Here is a 21,809-nt window from a genome sequence, read left to right as displayed (position 1 = left end):
TCAACGCACACCGCACCGGCACCATCAAGGGCCTCAACGCCGAAATCGGCGCCTCCATCACCTCCGGCGCCACCATCTGCGAAATCAAGGACTGAGCGCCGCCCCTCTTCCTGGACGGACCGGCCCGGAAGCCCAGGAGGACGTCCTCCTGGGCTTCCGGGCGGCTCCTGGACTTCCGGGCTGCTCCTGGGCTCACACCCCGTCAGTCGTGTGTGCTCAGGCCGGAGTCTCGAAACTCAGGCCGGATTCTCGAAGATCGGGGTGATCACGGCCCGCGCGACCGTGTGGGTGAAGAGCTGGAAGCCCAGCCAGGCCGGGGAGGCCGCTGCCGGGACATCCAGCTCGGGCGTGTCCACCGCATGGACGGCGTAGATGTAGCGGTGAGGGCCGTGCCCGGCAGGGGGGACGGCGCCGAGGAAGCTGTGCCCGCCCGCGTCGTTGGCCAGCATCTTCGCGCCGAAGGGCAGGTACTTCCCGCCCGGCGCCCCGGCACCGGCCTCCAGTTCGTGCACCGACGCCGGGATGTCGTACACCGCCCAGTGCCAGAAGCCGCTCACCGTCGGCGCGTCCGGGTCGAAGCAGGTCACCGCGAAACTCTGCGTGTCGGCCGGGAAGCCCTCCCAGGACAGCTGTGGGGAACGATCCTCCCCCGGGCCTCCGAAGAGACTGCTGCACTGCGCGACATCGAGGGGCTTCCCGTCCGCGATGTCCGTGCTGTGCAGGCCGAACTCCGGCACAGAGGGCAGGACGCTGTACGGATCGAAGGAGTGGGGCATGTGCTTCTCCTCTGGTCAGGCGGTCAGGAGCTCGCGGAGTGGTCGGTGACCGACCCGCCCTGATCGATCACACCACCGACACTCGCACGACACCCGCAGGCACCGCACGCCGCAAATGGGCGACTTCTGTCCCAGATGACGTCCGTCCGTGTCGATTCACGCCCTGGAACAGCCCTACCACGGGACGCGCCGCTCCGCCCGCACGGTATTGATTCACGCTACACGTAGATGCATAATGCGCTTATGGATAAGCGGTCCGGGGAAGTTGGCGGCCAGGCCGAAAGCCTGATGATCGCCGTGGAGCAGATGGTCCGCTACGTGCGGCAGAGTGCCGTCACCGGCGGTCTGAGCGCAGCGGCATCGTCCGCGATCGGCCGTCTGGGCCGCGAGGGCCCGTATCGACTGAGCGAGCTGGCCAGGGCCGAAGGTGTCTCCCAGCCGAACATGACCCAGCTCGTCACTCGTCTGGAACGTGCGGGCCTGGTACGCCGTGTGGCTGACCGCGAGGACGGTCGGGCCGTCCTCGTGGAAGCCACCGACAGTGGTCTCGAAGTCTTCCGGCAGCGGCGCGCCGAACGGGCCCATGCACTCGATCTGCTCATCGATGAGCTGACCGAGCCGGAGCAGCACGCGGTGCGCACCGCGCTGCCCGCCCTGGCCCGCGCCATCCAGGACCGCCAGGCCCGCGACTGACCCACCCACGAACCACCCACCCACACCGCAACCTGTCCGCTTTCCCGCACCGCCTCACCACCCCCTCCCAGCCCCCTCTTCTCGACACTTTGGAGAGAACCGCGCATGAGTGCACCGCATGGAAAGGCCGCCAGTCCCTTCAAGCAGCCGAAGGCCGTCTGGGCCGTGGCGTTCGCCTGCGTGATCTCGTTCATGGGCATCGGCCTGGTCGACCCGATCCTGCCCGCCCTGGCCGAGAACCTGCACGCCTCACCCAGCCAGGTCTCCCTGCTCTTCAGCAGCTACCTGATCGTGACCGCGGTCGCCATGCTCTTCGTCGGCTGGATATCCAGCCGGATCGGCGCCAAGCGCACCCTGGTCGTGGGCCTGGTCGTCATCGTCGTCTTCGCCGCCCTCGCCGGCACAGCCGGCTCCGTCGACGGCATCGTCGGAATGCGCGCCGGCTGGGGCCTGGGCAACGCGATGTTCATCGCCACCTCCCTCGCCGTCATCGTCGCCTCCGCCAGCGGCGGTTTCGGCGGCGCGATCATCCTGTACGAGACCGCGCTCGGCCTCGGGATCGCTGTCGGCCCGCTGCTGGGCGGGGAGTTGGGCGGCATCAGCTGGCGCGGCCCGTTCTTCGGGGTCGCCGTGCTGATGGCCATCGCACTGGTCGCGACCCTCGCCTTCGTACCCTCGCTGCCCAAGCCGAAGCGCCCCACCTCACCGATCGCGCCGCTCAAGGCGCTGCGCCACCGCGGTCTGCTGACGATGGGCATCATGGCCCTGCTGTACAACTGGGGCTTCTTCACGATGCTCGGCTACGCCCCGTACCCGATGAAGCTGGACGCACACGAGCTCGGTCTTGTCTTCACCGGCTGGGGCCTGCTGGTGGCCGCCTTCAGCGTCTTCTTCGCCCCGCGTCTGCAAGCCCGCTTCCGCACGGCTCCCGTCCTGTACGCGAACCTGCTCGGCCTCGGCATCGTGATGGCAATCATCGCCGCCGGCGTCGCCACCCCCACAGTCGTCATCGTGGCCGTCATCGTCAGCGGCGCCTTCATCGGCATCAACAACACCCTGACCACACAGGCCGTCATGCTCGTCTCCCCCGTCGAGCGCCCCGTGGCCTCGTCCGCCTACGGGTTCCTGCGCTTCATCGGCGGCGGTCTGGCCCCCTTCGTCGCGGGCAAGCTCGCCGATGCCACGGATCTGAGCGTGCCCTTCTACCTGGGCGCCGCCACCTTCCTCCTGGCCATACCCGTGCTGGCCAGCGGCCACGGTCTGCTGCGCAAGGCCGAGGCGCACCTGGGCGAGAGTGAGCCCGTCCCCCCGTCGCTCACCCCTGTCGGCAACACGGCCGCCGTGACGGACGCGCAGCCCGTCATCGTCGCCGTAGGAGCCCACGGCAGGGCCGCCTCCATCGTCGACGCCGCGGCGAGGCTCGCTCGCGACACCGGCAGTCCGCTGGAGGTCGTCCACGTCCAGCAGACCGCCGTGGTCGAGGAGCAGGCCGTCGACACCGAGACGGACGAGCAGGCCCGCGCCTTTGTGACCGCCCACCTCGACCGCCTCAGCGCAGACGGCATCGCCGCCACGGGCCAGATCCTGACGAGCGTGGGCGACCACGCCGCCGCGGGCCGTGCCCTCGCCCTCCACGCGGCGGACGTACACGCCCGCGCCGTGGCCATCGGGCACTCACCGCGCGGCCCTCTCGCCCAGTTCGCCGACGGCAGTCTCACCACCGCTCTCACCCACTCCGCCACGTGCACGGTCGTCCTCGTCGACCCCGACAGCACACCGCGGCACCTGACCAAGGAGAGCCTCGCGCAGATGCGCAACAGCGTGGCCTGAGCGGTTGCCCCGCGGGCTGCGGCGCACAGCGTATGCGCCGCAGCCCGCCTCCGGCCGACACCAATTTCGGACCTGGTGTATCGAGCGGCGAGTGATATCGGCAGACTTCATGCATTGCACTCCACCATCACGAGGGATTCACATGATCACGCTCACCAAGGAAGACGGACCGGCAGATCTCGACGGTGTGACCCACCTGTCGATAGGCGTGTCCTGGGACCCCACCGCCGGAGCCAGCGGCGGACTGATGGGCAAGCTCCGCCGCAACGCCGGCACGGACCTCGACCTCATCGCCATCGCGCTGCAAGGCGCAGACCCGGTACGGCTCGCAGGCCTCGACTCCCTGGACCCGCTGGGCAACGGCTCCTTGGTGCACAGCGGCGACAACCAGACGGGGCGCGGCGACGGGGACGACGAGACCGTGACCGTCGAGTTCGGCCGCATCCCGACGAACATCACCTCGATCGTGTTCGTGGCCGCGGCGTACAAGAGGTCCAGCTCTTTCCAGAAGGCGCGGAACATCAGCTTCAAGGTGTACGACGCGACCGGCGGCACCTCCGCGCAGGTCGCCGACATCTGGCCGAGCCTGCTCACCAACGACAACGGCTGCCGTGTGGCCAAGGCCGTCCGGGTCGACGGCAGTTGGAAGCTCGAGGTGCTGAACGAGACGGGGAAGATCAAGCAGGGGGACGAGGGGGCGCTGATGCGTTTCGCGGTGGGCAACCGGTAGAGCGGGGATCAGAAACGGGGCTCCCGGCGCGCCGACGTCGGAGGGTCGCCGCCTGCCGTCAGGTGCGTGGTGAACCACGACCTCGCGAGGTCGGCGACCCGGTCGAGCGCTCCGGGTTCCTCGAAGAGATGCGTGGCTCCCGGGACTGTCTCCAGCCGGTTCTCGCAACGGAGTTGAGCCTGGGCGGCACGGTTGAGGTCGAGGACCCTCGTGTCTGCCCCGCCGACGATGAGGAGGGTCGGTGCCCGTACGTCGTCGAGGCGGGGCCCGGCGAGGTCGGGCCGTCCGCCGCGGGACACCACGGCGCCGATGTCCGGGTCGTCGGCAGCGGCCCGTAGCGCCGCCGCGGCCCCGGTGCTGGCACCGAAGTATCCGATCGGTGCCGGCTCACGTTCGCGCAGCCAGCGGGTGGCTCCGGCCAGCCTGCCGGCGAGCGCACCGATGTCGAAGACGTTGTCCCGGTCGGCTTCCTCGGAGGGCGTGAGCAGGTCGAACAGCAGCGTGCCGAGGCCCGCTTCCTGCAACACCTCCGCCACCGCACGATTGCGCGGGCTGTGCCGGCTGCTGCCGGAGCCGTGGGCGAACATCACCAGCCCCGCTGCCCCTTCCGGGCGTGCGAGGTCTCCTGCCAGCCGGACTCCGGCAGCCTCCACCTCGACCTCGGTCGGGACCGGCGCCGGCCGGACGCGTGCGGGATCCGCCCCTGCACGGGCCAGACACGCGGCCACTTCCTCGTCCGTGGTCTGCGAGAAGTCGCCGTACCACTCACCGACAGAACCGAACAGGGGCGGAACGGAGAGGCACACCACGTCGTCCGCCACCGCCCTCAGCCGGCGCACCGCGTCGGGCGGCGCGACCGGCACGGCAAGAACCACGCGCGCCGCGCCCTGCGCCCGTACGACCTGGCACGCGGCCGCCGCCGTGGCGCCGGTGGCGATCCCGTCGTCCACCACGATCACCGTACGGGCCTCGCCGGTCACCGTTCGCGCCTCGTCGGCCGCTGGAGGCCGCCCGCCGCGGTACCGCCGTGCCCGCCGCTCCAGTTCTTGTCGCTCCGTGCGCTCGACGGCCGCGATGTGTTCCGGTTCGATTCCGCAGTGGCGGACGACGTCGTCGTTGAGGACCCGCACGCCGCCCTCGCCGATCGCGCCGAACGCGAGTTCCGGCTGGTAGGGGACGCCGAGCTTGCGGACCACGATCACGTCGAGCGGGGCGCCCAGCGCACGCGCCACTTCGAAGGCCACCGGAACGCCGCCACGGGGCAGCCCGAGGACGACCGGCTCCTCGTCACGCAGGTGTTGCACCGCTGCGGCCAGCCGCCGCCCGGCATCGGTACGATCCGTGAACCGCACGGCGCTCGCCCCTCTCGGAGCCCTCGCAGGTGACGTCAGGTATTTCCTGCTCTTACCTCCGGGCTAACCCCGTTCGCGGCGCCGCGCAACTCGGAACGCGTGCACCGCGCGACCCGAGCGGCCGTCCGGCGCGACAATGGTGGTGCGGATGATGCGCTCCTTCGCGGAGAGGCGGCACCCTGGTATGCCGTACATATCGGTTACTGCGCTGAGCCACCCCGGACTCAGGCGCGAGCACAACGAGGACAGCCTGGTCGTCGGCCCGTGGACGCTGTGCGGAACGGTGACGGAGAATCCGCAGACGATGGCGTTCCCGCTCGGCCGTCCACTCGTGATCGCTGTCGCCGACGGCATCGGCGGGCAGCCGGCCGGCGAGGTGGCGAGCAGCCTCGTCGTCCGCCGGCTCGCCATGTTCGGGCCGGCTCTGGACGGCGAGGAAGCGGTGCGTGACGCGCTGGGGATGTGCAACCACGCCGTGTACGCGGCCGCCGACCGCGCCCCCGAGTTGTCCACGATGGGGACGACCGTCGCGGGTGTCGTCATCCTCGAACGGGAACTGATCGTGTTCAACGTCGGCGACAGCAGGGTGATCGAAGTGGGCCCGTCCGGTGGCGGCAGCGACTCGAGTGGCGACGGTGGCCCCACCGGTGCCCGGACCGCCACGGACGACACGCTCCACCAGGTGAGTGTGGACGACAGCCCGCCGGTCCCCGAGGGCCGGCGCACCACGTCGATCGTCACGCAGGCGCTCGGTGGCGCACCCGCGTTCAGCGCGATCACGCCGCACATCAGCTCGTCACCGCTCACCCCTGATACACGCATGCTGGTGTGCAGCGACGGCTTGACCGACCCCGTCCTCGAGAATGAAATCGACGACATCCTTCGGGCCCACGACGGCGGCCGGGCCGTCTTCGAGCTGTGGAAAGCCGCGATGGCCGCAGGCGGTCCCGACAACGTCACGATCGCGCTGGTCTCCGTCGCCGGCTGACCCGCCTACGTCCGATCCGGGCGGCAGAGAGGGTGGCGGGGGCGGAGGCGGCTCGATCGACGGCAGCAGCGGACCGCCCTGGCACGGCCGGACGATGGTCAGCTCGGCGCGGCGGGCCGATGCGTGCCCGACCGGTCCAACACCCCTGTCGGTCCTCAGACGTTGAGGGTCTTGCGGAGTGCGGCGAGGCCGTCCGCGTAGATGCCGTGGAAGAGCTCCTCGACGTCGGCCTCGCTGACGCCGACCGGCGTGAACGAGCCCGTCCATTCCACTCGCGACGTTCCGGGTGCGCCGGGTACCTCGTGCACCGTCAGGGTGGAGAGGTAATCGGTGACAGGGAACGGTGCCTGCTCGATGGCGTAGGAATAGGTCCGGTTGTCGTGGTCGAACGCCTTGAGGCGTTCGACGATGACGCCGCCGTCCTGATTGGTCAGGTGGCGTACGCGGCCGCCCTCGCTCAGCTCGCTCTTGGGGATGTACGGGAGCCAGTCGGGCAGGGAGTCGAAGCCGCCGATGAGCTGCCAGACGTCGTCTGCGGATCGGGGGAGGTCGATGGTGGCGGTGGCGGTGGTGGCCATGTGCTGCTCCTTGCTCGCGCCGTGAGGGTGGTTGTCAGATAGTGGGGGTGGGGGCGTCGGCGGCGATGAGCTGCTGGTCGCGCAGGGCGGTCCAGAAGGCGGCCGGGACGTTTTCGTCGAGGGCGGCGATGTCTTCGGCGATACGGCTGGGCCGGGTGGCGCCGGGGACGACGGCGGCCGATGCCGGGTGCGCCAGGGCGAACTGCAGGGCGGCGGCCTTGATGCTGACGCCGTGCGCGGCGGCGAGTTCCTTGATCCGCTCCACCTTGGCAATGATGTCGGCCGGGGCCTTCTGGTACTCGAAGTGCTGGCCGCCGGCGAGGATGCCGGAGCTGTAGGGGCCGCCGACGACCATGTCGACGTTCTGCTCGGTGGCGGCGGGCAGCAGGCGCTGCAGGGACCGGTTGTGGTCGAGCAGGGTGTAGCGGCCGGCCAGGAGGAACGCGTCGGGCTTGGGCTCGTCCAGGTCGAGGGTCAGCTCGATCGGCTCCACGCGGTTGACGCCCAGGCCCCAGGCCTTGATGACGCCCTCGTCACGGAGGTTCTGAAGGACGCGGAAGGCGCCGGTGCGCGCCGTCTCGTAGACGGCCAGCCAGTCGTCGCCGTGGAAGTCCTGGGCGACGTCGTGCACCCAGACGATGTCGAGGCGGTCCGTCCTCAGACGCTTGAGGCTGTCCTCGATGGAGCGCAGGGTGGCGTCCGCGGTGTAGAGGTCGACCATCTTGTTCGCGCGGCCGTGCTCGAACAGGCCGCCCTTCTCGCCCAGGTCGCGGTCGGCGGGGTCCTCCAGCTCGTCCAGGATGACGCGGCCGACCTTCGTGCTGAGCACGTACTCGTCACGCGGCCGGCCGGCCAGCACTTCTCCCAGGCGCAGCTCGGACAGGCCCGCACCGTAGAAGGGCGCGGTGTCGAAGTAGCGAATGCCCTGGTCCCAGGCGGCTTCGACGGTGGCGGCGGCCTCCTCGTCAGGGATGCTGCGGAACATGTTGCCGAGCGGGGCGGTACCGAAGCCGAGGGGGCCCGGCAGGAGGGACTTGATACCCATGAGAGGAACCTTTCTGTCTGGTGCGTAATGCGAAGTTCAGGCCAGTTTCGCCTGCTCCGCGGCTCTTGCTCTGTCGAGGTTAGGATCGAGGAGTCAGACTGTCCAAGACTTGCTTGGACACACTTGAGTCCCTTGAGGTCTTACATGCTTGACCTGCGACAACTTCGCTATTTCGTGGCCGTGGCCGAGGAGGAACACGTCGGCCGTGCCGCCGATCGCCTGCACATCTCCCAGTCACCGCTGAGCCGGCAGATCGCCCAGCTGGAGAAGAACCTGGGCCTGACCCTGTTCGAGCGCAGCCAGCAGCGCCTGCGCCTCACCTCCGACGGCCGCGTCTTCCTCACCGAGGCCACGGCCCTGCTGCGCCATGCGGACCGGCTCGAAAACCTCGGGCGGCGCCTGGGCCGCGGCGAGGAAGGCGGCCTGTGCGTGGGATACGTCGGCGATGCCATGCACACCGGGATCCTGCCCCAGGCGCTGCGCGCCCTGCACGACGAGCGCCCCGGCATCCACATCGCCCTCTACGACCTGACCGCGGCCCAGCAGTTCGAGGGCCTGCGCCAACGCAGCCTGGACATCGCCCTCGTGCCGGAGGCGCCCGCCGAGTCGGACCCCGACCTGCGCAGCGCCCTCCTCCTCGAAGACCCCCTGCTCCTGGCGGTGCCGAGCAGCCACGCACTTGCGGAGCAGGCGGAGATTGCGCCCGAGGACCTCGACGATCAGCCCTGGATCGCCATCGAGGACAGCCAACAGCCCGCCTGGCGCGACGACTTCGTCGCCTCCTGCGCGGCGGCCGGGTTCACCCCCGACATCCGGCTCGAAGCTCCCGAACCCCTCACCGCACTCGGCCTGGCCGCATCCGGCCTCGGCATGGCGCTCGTCCAGGCGAGCATGCTGCGAGGCGACACCCCAGGGGTCACCGTCCGTGAACTCCCCTGGTTCCAAAGGTCCGTACGCCTCTGGGCCGCCTGGCACCAGATCGATCTGCGCCCGGTCGTCGCGTCCTTCCGCGCGACCGTGCTGAACGCCAAGGACTCCGGGGCTGACCCCGTCAGGTGAGGCTCGCGGCCTGCTCCCCCGCGCTCCGGGGCGCCTTCTCGCGGCGCGGGAGCAGTAGCGGGGTGGCGAGGAGGACGACTCCGGCGATCGCGATGGCGGTGCGAGGACTGGTGACGGCGGCGATCACACCCCACATGGCGGTCAGGGCCGCGATCGAGAGGCTGCTGCTGACCGACCACGCGGACAGCGTGCGGGCGACCCGGTCGGGGTCGGCGTGTTCGAGACGGTAGGTGGAAAGCACCGGGTTGAACAGGCCGCAGCAGGTCACCAGGCCGAGCTGGACGGCGATGACGAGCACGATTCCGGGAACACCGGGCTGGACGAACGCCAATCCCAGAGGCCAGCACGCACGCAGCGCCCCAACGGTGAGCATCACCTTGCGCTGCCCGAACCGCGCCACGAGCGGGTGCGCCATGCGTGAGCCGATGAGTCCGCCGATGCACGGGGCCGCGAACGCGAGCCCGTACTGCCAGGGTGCGAAGCCGAGCCGGCTCAGCATGAGTACGGCGATCAGCGGCTCGGACGCCATGATGAGGCCGTTGACGACGATCGAGTTGAAGAACAGCGGGCGCAGTGTGCGGTGGCCGAGGATGTAGCGCCAGCCTTCGAGCAGATCACCCGCCCGCAGCCGCGTTGCCGCGGCCCGCGCGGGGCGCGGTTCCGTCCCGCCGATGGCGCGGATGCCCAGCGCCGAGAGCAGGTAGCTGAGGGCGTCGGCGACCACGGTCGTCACCGGTCCGAGCATCCCGATCGCGGCTCCGCCGAGCGGTGGCCCGACCACGATCGAGGTCCATGTGGTGGACTCGAACCGGCCGTTCGCGACGAGCAGGTCCTCCGGCGCCACGAGCGCCTTCAGATACGCGCCGCTGGCCGCCTTGAAGGCGATGTCGGCCGCGGCGACGGCGACGGCGACGACGAGGAGCTGGGCGAAGCTGAGCCGGCCGAGGGCGAACGCGGCGGGGATGCTCATCAGGGCCGCGAACCGGATCAGGTCCATCGCGATCATGACGGGCCTCTTGCGGCGGAACTCCATCCACGGCCCGAGCGGCACGGCGACCACGGCCCCCACGGCCCGCCCCGCGGCGGCCAGCGCCGCCACCTGCGTCGGCCCGGAGTGCAGCACGAGGATCGCGATCAAGGGAAACGCGCCGAACCCGAATCCTGTGCCGTACGAGCTGACCGCGAACGCCGCCCACAACCACCCGAACCGCCGACCCAGCGCCCTCCTGCCCTTCACGCCCACCGCACCTCTCGCCGCCCCGAACAACCACACGCTGACCACCGACATCAAAGCGAGGAGCAGACGACGAGATCAAACAACCGACCTGCCATGAGAACACAACCGATCGTTGTGCCGAAACCCTGACCGGCGTGGACGTCCCTCATCCGAGCCTCAGGCCTGACCTCTTGCGTTGTCGCGCGATGACGAGCCGCTGCGCGGGAGAACGTGGTCCGATGGCCGCATGGAGATCAGGACCATGCGCGCGTTCGTGACGGTCGTCGAAGAGGGCGGGCTCTCCGCCGCTGCACGCAGACTGCACATCAGCCAGCCCGCGCTGTCCCAGACGATGAACGCGCTGGAACGCGAACTCGGCGTCCAGCTGTTGGTCCGCAGCACCACCGGCGTCGAGGCCACGGACGCCGGGATGACCTTGCTCGGCGAGGCCCGCGGCGTTCTGGCCCGCCACGACCAGGCTCTGGCCGCCATGGCTGTTCGCACCGCAGCCGGTGCCGCGACCCTGCGGCTCGGCATCCCCCTGGAGCTGCCGTCCGACCTGCTGTCCAAAGCACTGGCCGACCTCGCCGAGGCCTGCCCGGCCACCCCGAGTCCAGGCCCGGCATCTGTCGACCTCGGCCCAGCTCGCGGAGCTGAAAAGCCATGATCTTGATCTCGGGCTCCTGCGCGAGCGCCCGATCGGCCAGGATCTCGACGCGATGCTCGTCGTCGAGGAACGCCTGGGGGTACTGCTCGCGGCCGAACGGGCTGCCGGCCTCGTCGGCCCTCAGGGAATTCGTCTTGACGCTCTGGCCGGTCTGGAATGGATCGGCTTCCCGCGCTCGGGAAGCCCCGCGTGGTACGACGAACTCACCGCCACCCTGCGCAGTCACGGGATTGCCGTGGGCCCGACGCCGCCGGACGGCCAGACCTTGATCGCAGAGGTCAAACTCGCCGCCGTCAGCGCCGGCCGCGCCTTCACGCTGGCGCCCCCCGACTGGTCCCAGTCACTGCCGGACACGGTCACGTGGCTCCCCTTGGTGGGCCACCCGCTGGTGCGGCGCACCTGGGCGGTGTGGGACGCCGACTCTCACCGCCGCGACCTGGGACACCTCCTCGCGGCGCTCGACTTCCGCGGACCGAACTGATTCGGGAACCCGGACGCCACTACTGGCCTGGCCGCTTCCCCCACTGCAAGCAACGGAGGAAGCGACCTGGCCTGTCGTGAGGAGGGCTCAGCGCTTGAGCGTGAAGGTGAAGTCGCCGGAGAGCTTGCCGCTCAGCCGGACTGCCGAAACGAGCTTCCCCTCCTCGACCAGTCTCTCGACCCCGGTCCGCGACAGACCGCAGCCTTCAGCCGGACCGGCCGGACAGGGATCCGCGCCGCAAAGCGGACCAGGACGTCGATCACCTCGCGGTCCAGGTGATCCGATCCGCCGGTGTCGAGGCGCCAGGCGTTGTCCCAGTCGAGGGCGATTCGATTACGGCGCCGCAGGACCGGATCCTGCAGCAACTCGGCTGCCAGGCCAGGGTCGTTGTCATGCATCCGGTCCAGCACTTCGGGCCGTACGGAGCGCACGTTCATCCGCTCCAGGACCGTGAGCTTTGTGGTTTCCCCGCAAGCGGTACAGAGCGCGAGGAGCCAGGCGTCGATGAGCTTGTGATTGGCGTTGACGCGGAATTTACCGTTTGCCCGGAAGCGTTCGGACGCGCACGCGTGGCAACGGCGGAGAACGAGCGGCAGGCAGGTGGGCATGACCACCCAGCTATTGAGCACAGAAGTACACCGGTTTCAGTGAGAAGTCCGCAGCAAAAAGGAGCGCGGCGCATATGCGCGACGCGCGACAAATCAGCGCTTGGGAGGTCTCACAGGGTGTACAACGGCACGTCCTAGCTTGGGCGAATCAGTTCGGCAGCACGGTAGTGGCCCGCAGTGGCGCTGTTCCACTGGTTTTCGGAGCCTGTCCGGCGCATCCTGGTCCGCCGGACAGGCCCTGGCGTACTAGACGGCCGTACGGCCGCCGTCCACAGGCACGACGGCACCGTGCGTGAAGCCGGCACTGTCGGTGGCGAGGAAGACGATGGCGGAGGCGATCTCCTCGGCCGTGCCGGGGCGGCCCGCGGGACCGGCCGCGGCCAGAGCGTTGAGGTCGTCCTCCGCACCCGGAGTGCCCGAGGTGCCCTCGGTGCGGGTCGGGCCGGGGCTGACCGCGTTGACCCGCACGCCGCGCGGCCCGTACTCGGCGGCCCAGGCCTTCGTGAGCAGGGTCAGCGCGGCCTTGCTGGAGCCGTACAAACTCATGCCGGAGGCGCCGAGTTCGGCGGCCATGGTGGTGACGTTGATGATCGCGCCACGGCCTCGTGCGGCCATGTCCGGCGCGAGTTCGGCCACCAGAAAGTAGGGGGCCTTGACGTTGAGGGAGTAGACCGCCTCGAACTCCTCCTCACTGGTCTGCTCCGTGGGCCCGAAGGGGAAGATGCCGGCGTTGTTCACCAGTATGTCCACCTGGCCGGCCTCCTGCTTGGCGCGGTGGGCGAGGGCACGTGCGGAGGCCGCGTCCTTCAGTTCGCCGGCCAGGAACTGCGCCTGGCCACCAGCCGCGCGGATCTCTTGCACGACCCGCTCGCCCCGAGTCTCGTCACGCCCCGAGACCAGGACGTTCGCGCCGATACGGGCCAGCTCGATCGCCGTGGCACGGCCGATGCCGCTGGTCGCACCGGTCACCAGTGCCGTGGTGCCGGACAGTTCTGAAGTCATGATGGCTCACCGTTCCGCTGTGTCGATATCCGATCGGCCGACTCATCAGCCCGAAGGCCCGCCAGCCACAGATGTAAGCCAGGCCGACCGGTCGACGCTTCCTGATCGGCGCATGGCTTCGCCTATGGCCGCCATAAGTAGCGCATGCATCCCCGCTGACCGCGCATTTCCTGCCGCATTCGTGCGCCCGTCCATTGGGCGAGGAGTGATGATGTGGCCATGGCGTTCTCGACGGCGTTCACAGAGATGTTCGGCGTGCGGTACCCGATCGCACTTGCGCCGATGGGTGGGTCGGCCGGCGGCGCACTGGCCGCGGCTGTCTCGCGCGGCGGTGGATTCGGGATCCTGGGCGGCGCGTTCGGGGATCCGGAATGGCTGGCGCGCGAGGTGCCGATCGTCGCGGGCACCGAGAGCCCGTGGGGTATCGGATTCCTGACCTGGGGCATCGACGTCGGCGTGGTGGAGCGTGCGCTGGCGTACGGGCCGAGGGCTGTGATGCTGTCGTTCGGCGATCCGAGCCCTTACGCGGAGCGTGTCCGCCAGGCAGGGGCGCTGTTGATCCTTCAGGTCACGGACCTGGAGGAGGCCGAGCAGGCCGCGAACCTGGGCGCCGATGTGATCGTGGCTCAGGGAACGGAGAGCGGTGGGCACGGAGCCTTGCGCGGGCGCTCCACGCTGCCGTTCGTGCCCGCGGTCGTGGATCTCGTGGATCCGGTGCCGGTACTGGCGGCCGGCGGGATCGCCGATGGCCGTGGCCTGGCGGCCGCACTGGTGTTGGGCGCGGCTGGGGCCCTCATCGGAACCCGTTTCCAGGCGACCACAGAGTCCCTGGTCGACCCCTCGATCGCCAAGGCGATCGTCGAAGGGCGCGGGCAGGACACAGAGCGCAGCACGCTACTGGACATTGCCCGCGGCTCCCGATGGCCCGCGAAGTACCTCGCCCGAACTCTCGGCCATCCCTATCTCGACCGCTGGCGCGGCCGGGAGGCCGAACTCGCCGCCGACCCCCAAGCGCGTCAGGACTACCAGGACGACGTGGCCCGCGGCACCATCCCCCCGCTGCCGGTCTGGGCCGGCGAAGCTGTCGACCTCATCACCGACCTCCCCTCGGCAGCTGACCTCGTCGCCACCGTGGCCACACAGGCCGAGGAGGCGCTGGCCCGCGCGTGCCCCCGCTGACACACCAACTGCCCACGCGGCTACGGCTCATGGGCCGAGCGCCCAGGGAGTGACCGGCCGGCATGATCCAGACGAGGGGCCCTGGTTCCACGTACCTTGAGCCACTCCTCCAGCAGGGGGATGACGACTCGGATGTCCTCGCCCTCCACAGAGACGTCGGCTGTCTCACGTGCCTGCTGGTCGGCATTGAACGCGATGCTCAGTCCTGCCTCCCTGAAGAGCGGCAGGTCTGAACGGCTGTCGCCGATGGCAGCGCAGTCTTGAGGGGAAAGGCCGAGCGACCCGGCGTAGCGGACGGCAAAGTCACGCTTGCCGTACTCGTCGAGCTCTGCCAGGACGCGGCCTGTGAATCGTCCTTCCGCCGTCTCCAACTCGGGTCCGCAGTATGCGTCGAACCCGAACCGGTGGCAGAGGTGTTTGCCGATGGACTGCCAGGCGAGGGTGGCCAGAACGGGGATGAGCCCCTGCCCTCGGCACCACACGACGGTCTCCTCGATGCCATCGACGAGTGGAACGCCGGCCAGCCAGTCATCGATCTCCCGCTCCGTATGGCCGGACCAGGATTTCGCGTCGACAGCGGCAACCTGAGGGTTGGTCAGCCTTCCGGCCGCATAGTCGGCCTCAGCTTCGGCCATGGCCGCCTCGGTCCCCAAGTAGCGGGCGACATGGACGGCCGAGCCCGGAGCCGGCACGAGCGTGCCGTCTATGTCGATGAAGACGATGCCTGACACATCCGTAGGTCTCGAGATCGTCAGCACAAGACTGTCCCTACCCCTTCCGCCCGACCCCACCGAACATCGCCACTTCGTCAGGCACCGCGGCGACGGCACCACCCTCCGGCCGCCAGCGTGAGCAGGAGACCACGCCCGGGGCAAGCAGTTCCAGGCCGTCGAAGAACCGGGCGACCTGCTCCGGGGTGCGCTGGTTCAGCTTCGGTGTGCCGTGTTCGTTCCAGAACGCCACGGCCGCGTCCACGTCCGGCATGGCCGGGCTGGTGATGGTGTGGGACAGGACGAGATGGCTGCCGGAGGGCAGCGCGTCGAGCAGGCTTCGGACGATGCCGTACGGGTCCTCGTCGTCGCCTACGAAGATGACCACACCCAGCAGCATGAGTGCCACGGGCCGGGTGAGGTCGAGGGTCTTGGCGGCGGACTCCAGGATCTGCTCGACGTTGCGCAGGTCGGCGTCGAGGTAGTCGGTTCTGCCCTCAGGTGTGCTGGTGAGGAGGGCTTGGGCGTGGCTCAGGACGAGAGGGTCGTTGTCGACGTAGACGATCTTCGCGTCCGGGGCTATGCGCTGGGCGACCTCATGGGTGTTGTCGACCGTGGGCAGGCCGGTACCGATGTCCAGGAACTGGCGTATCCCCATCTCGTCGACCAGATGGCGCACCGCGCGCCCCAGAAACGCCCGGTCGGCCAGGGCGTAGTCCACGATGCCCGGGTGGAGTTGCCGGATCTGGTCACCCGCTGCCTCGTCGACGGAGTAGTTGTCCTTGCCGCCCAGCCAGTAATTCCAGATCCGTGCGGTGTGCGGCCTGCTGGTGTCGATCCTGCTGCCGGAGCCGCCGGGGCGTGCGTCGCTTGTCACGGTCCCTCTCCTGTCGTCCGCCGATCACGATCTCGGCCCTCACCCTAGATGCTGCCGTCGAGGGCGGAGACGATCGGACGGAATCAACTCCCGGTCAGAGACCGGCGGTTGAGGCGACCGGGGTGGCCTGCCAGGCGAAGTCGTCCGGGTCGGTGAAGGTCCCGGCGTCGCCGCCGAGTACGAGTCGGTGCGATCCGGTGCCGTCGACGGGGACGCCGACATCCTTGGCAAGCGCGCGGCGCCCGTAGAGCGCCAGCTTGACCGGGCTCGACGGTGTGGCGAACTCGACGTACTTGCGGCCGAAGCTCTTCGCCACGGTGAGTCCGCGGTCGACGTAGAACTGCCTGCTCGCGGCCACGTCCGCCACGCCCAGCAGGAGGACGATGCTGTCGAACTGCCGGGTCGCCGGGCCTTTGTCCTTCCGCGCGGACGTGGCGACCTTCCAGATCGTCCCGTCCGGTGCCTGTACGACGCCGCCGTAGCCCCACAGGGACTTCGTGACGGGCTTGAGGGGCGTGGCTCCGGCGTCGAGGGCGGCGTCGATGAGCGCCTTGACGTCGGCCGGCTGGGACACCGTGAGCGACAGCGAGAAACCGCGGAAGCCGGTCGTCGGCGCATCGGAGGCGCACAGTCCGACCTGAGTGCCCAGGCCGAACGCGGCGGTGTAGAAGCGGTGAGCGGCCGTGGGGTCGGCCACCTCGAGGGTGATGGTTTCGATGGAGGTCATGGCCATCACGCTAGTTGCGGCTCGGTCAGGGATGCTTCTCCATTCCTGACCGGTCCCGACGGCGTCCTTGTCGCGGCGGCCGCCGTCCCGCGCCGGTACGCGTCGGGCGTCAGGCCGGCCAGCTCGGTGAAGCGGGCGCGGAAGACTCCCTGCGACGCGAAGCCGACCAGGAAGCCGACCTCGGTGACCGCGAGGTCGCCACGGCGCAGCAACATCTTCGCCCGCTCGACACGTCGCGCCGTCAGAAACGCGTACGGCGACCGGCCGTACGCGAGCCGGAACTGCCGTCCGAGATGCCCAGCCGGCCAGTTCACTTCGCGGGCGAGCGCCTCCACGTCCAGCGGCTGCGCGTACTCCCGGTCGATCCGGTCACGGACACGGCGCAGGCGCACCAGGTCCTTCAGTCGCTGCTCCTGGGCGAGTGCGCGCGCCCAGCCGGGATGACACATACGGCACCTGCCTTCGTGGGTATGGGCGAGCGCCAGGGTCCACAGGGGCCGCCTGGCGCGGCAGGGCTCAGCGAAGCTCCTGGATGCGGACCATGTTGCCCGCGGGGTCACGGAAGGCGCAGTCGCGGACGCCGTACGGCTGCTCGGTGGGCTCCTGGACGACATCCACGTCGGCCGCCTGCACCTTCTCGAAGGTGCCGTCCAGGTCCCGGGTGGCCAGCAGGATCCAGCCGTAGGTGCCCTTCGCCATCATCTCGGCGATGGTGCGGCGCTCGTCCTCGCTGATGCTGGGGTCCGCCGCCGGCGGTGCGAGGAGGATGGAGGTGCCGGGCTGGCCGACGGGGCCGACCGTGATCCAGCGCATCTTGCCCTGCCCCACGTCGCTGCGGACCTCGAAACCGAGGACGTCGCGGTAGAAGGCCAGGGAAGCGTCCGGGTCGTCGTGCGGGAGCGAGGTCGTGTGAATGGTGATGTCCATAGCCCCACGTTAGTAGCGGCCCGGCGAACTGCGCTTCTCCAATCCTGACCCGTCGAGCCGCCCGCCCACCCCAGTGGGGTGAAGGCGTCACCCACGGCTCGGCGCGGCTATTGTTCCAGGCTCTTCACGTTGTCCCCGAAGGTCCACCCCTTCGCCCCGTCCCAGTTGATCGACCAGGTCATCAGCCCCTTGAGGCCGTCGCCGTACGTGTTCCAAGCCTGCGAAACCAGGCTCGGCGCCATGTAGCCTCCGCCCGCGCCGGGCTGGGCGGGCAGGCCGGGGACCTGCTTGTCGTAGGGGACCTTGATGGTGGTGCCCTGGACGACGAGGCCCTTGTTCAGGCAGTCGGTCTGGGCGGTGAAGCCCTGGACGGTGCCGGCCTCGTACGAGTCGCCGGAGCAGCCGTACATGCTGCCGTTGTAATACTGCATGTTGAGCCACCACAGGCGGCCGTTGTCGGCGTACTTCTTGATGACCGGGAGGTACGCGCCCCAGATCGATCCGTACGTGACGCTGCCGCCGGTGACGTATGCGGTCTCGGGTGCCATGGTCAGGCCGAATCCGGCGGGCATCTGCGCGAGGATGCCGTCGATGATGCGGATCAAGTTGGCCTGGGAGGTGGAGAGTTGGCTGATGTTGCCGCTGCCGGTGAGGCCCGTCTCGATGTCGATGTCGATGCCGTCGAAGTTGTACTCCTTCAGGATCGGGACGATCGTCTCGACGAAGTGGTCGGCGACGGCGGTCGAGTTGAGGTCGATGCCCGCCGCAGCGCCGCCGATGGACATCAGGACGGTCTGGCCCGAGGCCTTGGCCTGACACATCTCGGCGGGGGTCGCGACCTTTACGTTCGTATCCATGCCGTCCTCCCACAGCGCGGTGCCGTCGGAGCGGATCACCGGGAAGGCCGCGTTGATGACGTTGTAGCCGTGCTGCGCCAACTCGGGGTTGGTGATGGGGGTCCAGCCGAACGGCGGGTGCACGCCATTGGACGCACCGTCCCAGTTCTCCCAGTAGCCCTGGAGAACCTTGCCGGCCGGTTTCTGCTTGGTCGCACAGGTGTCGGCGGCGGGGGCGGCGGGCGCCGCGACCAGGACGGTGGAGAGGGAGGCGGCCACCGCGAGGGCTGCGCCGAGGAGACGGGACGTACGACTGCGACGGGACATGGGGGGCCTCCGCAGGATCGCCGGGCGAGTGGGGTTGGCGTGAGCACGACGCACGGTAGAGAGGTCCAGACCTTTCGTCAATGGGTATGGACCAATGGGGAGCAGCGGAGCGGGCGTCGGCGTCCTCCGGGACGCGGCGGGCCTGGCGGGTGAAGACGAGGAAGGTGACGGCAGTGAAGACGGCGGCGTTCAGAAGCATGTAGCGCCAGCTGGTCAGGCCGACCGACGTGCCGAGAATCTCCGGGCCCAGCGCCATGCCCGACGCCGTAACGTGTCGCGCGCAGCTGCCCGAGCCGGTTCGAGGCGAGCGCGATCGGCAGCACGCACGCCAGGAACGCGACCGCGCCGGGCAGGGAGGGGCCATCCGCTTCGCCACGGGTCAGGCCGAGGACCTCCGTCAGCTGCTGTAGGTCACCGGAAGTGTGAGCAGGCCGCGGGCGCGCATGGATGGCCGCCGTTGCAGGTCCTCTTGCGCCGGCTCGATCTTCTTGAACCTGTCGAGGAGGGCTGCCAGCGCGATCTCGGTCTCGGCGCGGGCCAACGGCGCGCCGAGGCAGTAGTGGATGCCGTACCCGAGTGCCACGTGCCCACCGGCGTCGCGTTCGAGGTCGAGGCGGTCCGGATCGGCGAAGCGGGCGGGGTCGCGGTTGGCGGCGGACAGCGACAGCAGGACCGTCTCGCCCGCGGGGCAGGGACGCCCCCGATGGTCATGTCCTCGGTCGAAAAGCGCCGGACGGCGAGAAGAGCAGGCCCTTCGTAGCGTGCGAACTCCTTCACGGCTTCCGGGAGTTGGGACGAGTCCTTGCGCAGTGCGGCCAGTTGTTCCGGATGACGCAACAGGGCAGGGACGGCGTTGCCGATGAGTTGCACCGTGTTCTCGTACCCGGCGAAAGGATCAGGAAGGCGAGCGAGGTCAGTTAGTCCTCGCCGAGGCGGTCGCCGCCGGTGTCGCGCACCCTGATCAGGTCGGAGAGCAGATCTTCGCCGGGTTGCTCGCGCTTGTGGGCGAGGAGTTCGACGAAGAAGTCGAGCACCGCCACCACGGCCTCCTTCGCGGCCCGGGGCGGCCGGGATCCGGGGCGACGAGCGTGTCGGTCCATGCGCGGAAGTCCGGGCGCCGGTCCTCCGGGATGCCGAGAAGCTCGCAGATGATGACGATCGGCAGAGGTCCGGCGTAGGTGGCGATGAGATCCGTACTGCCGTGTGGGCCAAGGGAGTCGAGGAGCCGGTCCGCGGATTCGCGTATGGGCGTTCGGAGTTGCTCGACGCGGTGAGCAGCGAACGCGCGGCCGGCCAGCCGACGGATGCGGGTGTGGTCGGGAGGATCCATGTTGAGCAGGTTGGCATCGAGGGCCGGCAGTGAGGAGAAGTCTCGGTAGGCCCCGTCCGAAGCGTGCTTCTTGTCCAAGGAGAACCGGGGATCGGCGAGGGCGGCGCGTACGTCGGCGTACCGTGTCACGATCCAGGCAGGGTCGCCGTTCGGCCCGGCGATGCGATGCACCGGCGAGGTGTCACGCAGGCGGGCGTATACGTCGTACGGTCTGTCGATGAGCTCGTCCAGCTCGTCCAGCTCGTCCTGGAGATCCATAACACCTCCGCCAACTCAACATGCAGGACACGGTCCCAATGAGGGAGAGCCGCACTCTGCTGCCGTCAAGACCAGCTCGGTGACGGACCGTTGAGTGCCCCGTAGGGACTGGTTGACCGGTGAGGGCGTCCAGGAGAACGCGTTCCCCGAGCGGCTTCCGCAGTTCCAGGGCGCGAGCATCGGCCCGAGGTGGTCGATGATCCGGTCGGCCGCGGACTTCGACACTCCGAGGAGTGGTGAGATCTGCCGCATCGTCAAGTTCGTGCGCCAGTAAGCCGCGACCAGCAGGGCACGGCCCTCCAAGCAGCTATGGGACAGCCAAGGTGTGCGGACTCAGCTCGCCGTTGCCGTTCGATCCCCGACGGCGACCAGGACGGCTCCCGCCGGACGACTCATCCCACGTCGGAATCGAGGTGTGCCGATCGCCGCGCGCGCAGCGTCGACCACAGACGTCCAGAACAGCAGCCACACCAGCACGACGGCCACATGGGCGATCGCAAGCGTCGCAATCCGTGGCGCGATGGGGCGGCTCGACGTGCAGGCCAGACCGGGACCAACCACGTCCCACATCGACTCGGAGATCATTTACGGGACAGTCCTTACGCCGTCCCTGCCACATCAAACTGTGCCGCGCGGAAGGCCCTCAAATCACGTCCCGGCGATGAGCTCCGTCTGCGTTGCCGCCGTGGAGACGGGGTCGTGGCGGATGTACCACTCGGTGGAGAGCAGTCGGTGGCGGTCGGCGGCTGGGAGGCTCGCGATCAGGGCCGGGACGGCTCCCCGTTCCACCTCGGTGCGGTGCGCCAGCACGGCGGCGACTTTTTGCTCGAGCCAGGGACCGACATCGACTGTCGCGGTGATCCGCTCGTCCGGAACGCTGTGCATCGCCTTGCCCGTGGCGGCCACGTGTCCGCCCCACGCCCGGATCGCCGAGTGCGGGTGTGACGCCGAGTACAGGGCGCTCGGCTGCCAGGGATCACCGGCGTCCGGGTAGAGCCGCTCGAGCCCGGCCGCCTGGACCGCGAGCATGGTCATCCGGTGGGTGTGCACATGGTCCGGGTGCCCGGTCAGCCCGCCGTAGGCGTCATGGGTGACCACGATCTGCGGGCGGAACTCCCGTAGATGCGCGACGAGTCGGCCCACCGATTCGTCGATCGGCGCGTCCAGGAATCGCACCGCGCCGGGAGCCGACTGCGGAGCGCGAGCGTCGCCGTAGCCCAGCAGCCGTGGTGTGCCGGCGCCGAGGATCCGTAGCGCCTCGGCCAACTCCGCGGCGCGTGGGGTGCCTTCGGCCCACGTCGCCGTGACCACTCCGGTGCGGGCGCCGGCAGCGGCGTGACGGGCGAGCGCTCCTCCGGCGTGCAGGCACTCGTCGTCCGGGTGGGCGAAGACCGCGAGCAGGCTCGGCACAGTCATGCGGATCACCTTCCAGTGCGGGGAGTTCGGATCCCAGGGCGTGAATGCGGCGGCTATGTCCGCGATGGTGTGGACGACCAGTCCGACCTCGGCCGCCGTGTGTTATGTATGGCGTCGTTCCGGCGTGACGGCGCCGCCTCTCCGTACCGGGCGGCGGACCGCGGTCGCCGATCAAGGCCGGTTCTAGCCGTAGCATG

General features: G+C 69.4%; 22 protein-coding genes and 3 pseudogenes. 8 read left to right on the top strand and 17 right to left on the bottom strand.

The window, feature by feature from the left end:
- Positions 1 to 236: 236 nt before the first annotated feature.
- Positions 237 to 776 (bottom strand): YbhB/YbcL family Raf kinase inhibitor-like protein, encoded by a 540-nt coding sequence (locus tag AC07EJ_RS23320; protein ID WP_389482630.1) that lies wholly within the window; start codon positions 774 to 776, stop codon positions 237 to 239.
- A 243-nt stretch (positions 777 to 1,019) separates the two neighbouring features.
- Between AC07EJ_RS23320 and AC07EJ_RS23315 the strand changes: the two genes are divergently transcribed.
- From AC07EJ_RS23315 to AC07EJ_RS23305, 3 genes are all read left to right on the top strand, one after another.
- The gene (locus AC07EJ_RS23315; protein WP_389482633.1) at positions 1,020 to 1,469 is read left to right on the top strand and encodes a MarR family transcriptional regulator; all 450 of its coding nucleotides are present in this window, start codon (positions 1,020 to 1,022) and stop codon (positions 1,467 to 1,469) included.
- 105 nt (positions 1,470 to 1,574) lie between these two features.
- Positions 1,575 to 3,299, top strand: coding sequence for an MFS transporter (locus AC07EJ_RS23310; protein ID WP_478884867.1), 1,725 nt, complete (start codon positions 1,575 to 1,577; stop codon positions 3,297 to 3,299).
- Between the two features lie 142 nt (positions 3,300 to 3,441).
- Positions 3,442 to 4,029, top strand: coding sequence for a TerD family protein (locus tag AC07EJ_RS23305; RefSeq protein WP_478884866.1), 588 nt, complete (start codon positions 3,442 to 3,444; stop codon positions 4,027 to 4,029).
- 8 nt (positions 4,030 to 4,037) lie between these two features.
- Here the strand turns inward: AC07EJ_RS23305 and AC07EJ_RS23300 are convergent, their stop codons facing one another.
- A complete protein-coding gene (locus AC07EJ_RS23300; protein WP_389482640.1) occupies positions 4,038 to 5,381 on the bottom strand; it encodes a phosphoribosyltransferase family protein in 1,344 nt (447 codons plus the stop codon).
- Between the two features lie 184 nt (positions 5,382 to 5,565).
- Here AC07EJ_RS23300 and AC07EJ_RS23295 point away from each other — a divergent pair, with 184 nt between their 5' ends.
- Positions 5,566 to 6,369, top strand: a complete 804-nt coding sequence (locus AC07EJ_RS23295; protein WP_389482643.1) for a PP2C family protein-serine/threonine phosphatase — start codon at positions 5,566 to 5,568, stop codon at positions 6,367 to 6,369.
- Positions 6,370 to 6,524: 155 nt separating this feature from the next.
- On the opposite strand, the gene AC07EJ_RS23290 is transcribed toward AC07EJ_RS23295, so the two are convergent.
- Together AC07EJ_RS23290 and AC07EJ_RS23285 are read right to left on the bottom strand one after the other, a co-directional pair.
- The gene (locus AC07EJ_RS23290; protein ID WP_478884865.1) at positions 6,525 to 6,947 is read right to left on the bottom strand and encodes an SRPBCC family protein; all 423 of its coding nucleotides are present in this window, start codon (positions 6,945 to 6,947) and stop codon (positions 6,525 to 6,527) included.
- A gap of 34 nt (positions 6,948 to 6,981) precedes the next feature.
- Complete coding sequence (locus AC07EJ_RS23285) at positions 6,982 to 7,992, bottom strand: aldo/keto reductase (protein WP_389482648.1); 1,011 nt, start codon at positions 7,990 to 7,992, stop codon at positions 6,982 to 6,984.
- A 144-nt stretch (positions 7,993 to 8,136) separates the two neighbouring features.
- Between AC07EJ_RS23285 and AC07EJ_RS23280 the strand changes: the two genes are divergently transcribed.
- Positions 8,137 to 9,051, top strand: coding sequence for a LysR substrate-binding domain-containing protein (locus tag AC07EJ_RS23280; RefSeq protein WP_389482650.1), 915 nt, complete (start codon positions 8,137 to 8,139; stop codon positions 9,049 to 9,051).
- On the opposite strand, the gene AC07EJ_RS23275 is transcribed toward AC07EJ_RS23280, so the two are convergent.
- Complete coding sequence (locus AC07EJ_RS23275) at positions 9,044 to 10,288, bottom strand: MFS transporter (protein ID WP_389482651.1); 1,245 nt, start codon at positions 10,286 to 10,288, stop codon at positions 9,044 to 9,046. The genes AC07EJ_RS23280 and AC07EJ_RS23275 overlap by 8 nt on opposite strands.
- Before the next feature lie 226 nt (positions 10,289 to 10,514).
- Between AC07EJ_RS23275 and AC07EJ_RS23270 the strand changes: the two genes are divergently transcribed.
- Both AC07EJ_RS23270 and AC07EJ_RS23265 read left to right on the top strand, forming a co-directional pair.
- Positions 10,515 to 10,934, top strand: a complete 420-nt coding sequence (locus tag AC07EJ_RS23270) for a LysR family transcriptional regulator (protein WP_478884864.1) — start codon at positions 10,515 to 10,517, stop codon at positions 10,932 to 10,934.
- Positions 10,894 to 11,415 carry a LysR family substrate-binding domain-containing protein gene (locus AC07EJ_RS23265; RefSeq protein WP_393582029.1) on the top strand — a complete coding sequence of 174 codons (522 nt, stop codon included), beginning with the start codon at positions 10,894 to 10,896 and terminating at the stop codon, positions 11,413 to 11,415. Before AC07EJ_RS23270 ends, AC07EJ_RS23265 begins: the two co-directional genes overlap by 41 nt.
- A gap of 87 nt (positions 11,416 to 11,502) precedes the next feature.
- Here the strand turns inward: AC07EJ_RS23265 and AC07EJ_RS23260 are convergent.
- Both AC07EJ_RS23260 and AC07EJ_RS23255 read right to left on the bottom strand, forming a co-directional pair.
- Positions 11,503 to 12,044: pseudogene (locus AC07EJ_RS23260) on the bottom strand (DUF1062 domain-containing protein).
- A 225-nt stretch (positions 12,045 to 12,269) separates the two neighbouring features.
- The gene (locus tag AC07EJ_RS23255) at positions 12,270 to 13,025 is read right to left on the bottom strand and encodes an SDR family NAD(P)-dependent oxidoreductase (RefSeq protein ID WP_478884863.1); all 756 of its coding nucleotides are present in this window, start codon (positions 13,023 to 13,025) and stop codon (positions 12,270 to 12,272) included.
- 219 nt (positions 13,026 to 13,244) lie between these two features.
- Here AC07EJ_RS23255 and AC07EJ_RS23250 point away from each other — a divergent pair, with 219 nt between their 5' ends.
- The gene (locus AC07EJ_RS23250) at positions 13,245 to 14,204 is read left to right on the top strand and encodes an NAD(P)H-dependent flavin oxidoreductase (protein WP_478884862.1); all 960 of its coding nucleotides are present in this window, start codon (positions 13,245 to 13,247) and stop codon (positions 14,202 to 14,204) included.
- A gap of 20 nt (positions 14,205 to 14,224) precedes the next feature.
- Here the strand turns inward: AC07EJ_RS23250 and AC07EJ_RS23245 are convergent, their stop codons facing one another.
- From AC07EJ_RS23245 to AC07EJ_RS23200, 10 genes and pseudogenes are all read right to left on the bottom strand, one after another.
- The gene (locus AC07EJ_RS23245) at positions 14,225 to 14,962 is read right to left on the bottom strand and encodes an HAD family hydrolase (protein WP_389482664.1); all 738 of its coding nucleotides are present in this window, start codon (positions 14,960 to 14,962) and stop codon (positions 14,225 to 14,227) included.
- Positions 14,963 to 14,972: 10 nt separating this feature from the next.
- Positions 14,973 to 15,791, bottom strand: a complete 819-nt coding sequence (locus AC07EJ_RS23240) for an SAM-dependent methyltransferase (RefSeq protein ID WP_389482666.1) — start codon at positions 15,789 to 15,791, stop codon at positions 14,973 to 14,975.
- A gap of 94 nt (positions 15,792 to 15,885) precedes the next feature.
- Complete coding sequence (locus tag AC07EJ_RS23235) at positions 15,886 to 16,518, bottom strand: glyoxalase (RefSeq protein ID WP_389482668.1); 633 nt, start codon at positions 16,516 to 16,518, stop codon at positions 15,886 to 15,888.
- Between the two features lie 5 nt (positions 16,519 to 16,523).
- The gene (locus tag AC07EJ_RS23230; protein WP_478884861.1) at positions 16,524 to 16,967 is read right to left on the bottom strand and encodes a helix-turn-helix transcriptional regulator; all 444 of its coding nucleotides are present in this window, start codon (positions 16,965 to 16,967) and stop codon (positions 16,524 to 16,526) included.
- A gap of 67 nt (positions 16,968 to 17,034) precedes the next feature.
- Positions 17,035 to 17,445, bottom strand: a complete 411-nt coding sequence (locus AC07EJ_RS23225) for a VOC family protein (protein WP_266571662.1) — start codon at positions 17,443 to 17,445, stop codon at positions 17,035 to 17,037.
- A gap of 107 nt (positions 17,446 to 17,552) precedes the next feature.
- Positions 17,553 to 18,608, bottom strand: a complete 1,056-nt coding sequence (locus AC07EJ_RS23220) for a chitinase (RefSeq protein ID WP_389482674.1) — start codon at positions 18,606 to 18,608, stop codon at positions 17,553 to 17,555.
- Positions 18,609 to 19,005: 397 nt separating this feature from the next.
- Positions 19,006 to 20,196 (bottom strand): annotated as a pseudogene (locus AC07EJ_RS23215) (cytochrome P450 family protein).
- An 85-nt stretch (positions 20,197 to 20,281) separates the two neighbouring features.
- Positions 20,282 to 20,499: pseudogene (locus tag AC07EJ_RS23210) on the bottom strand (helix-turn-helix domain-containing protein); the annotation flags it as partial.
- Between the two features lie 30 nt (positions 20,500 to 20,529).
- Positions 20,530 to 20,781: a hypothetical protein gene (locus tag AC07EJ_RS23205; protein WP_389482677.1), complete on the bottom strand. Its 252-nt coding sequence runs from the start codon at positions 20,779 to 20,781 to the stop codon at positions 20,530 to 20,532.
- A 63-nt stretch (positions 20,782 to 20,844) separates the two neighbouring features.
- Positions 20,845 to 21,612, bottom strand: coding sequence for a PIG-L family deacetylase (locus AC07EJ_RS23200; protein WP_478884860.1), 768 nt, complete (start codon positions 21,610 to 21,612; stop codon positions 20,845 to 20,847).
- Between the last annotated feature and the right edge of the window lie 197 nt (positions 21,613 to 21,809).

It is taken from the genome of Streptomyces sp. NPDC045026 (genome assembly GCF_056432625.1).
This window is presented reverse-complemented; position numbering and strand designations above follow the sequence as displayed.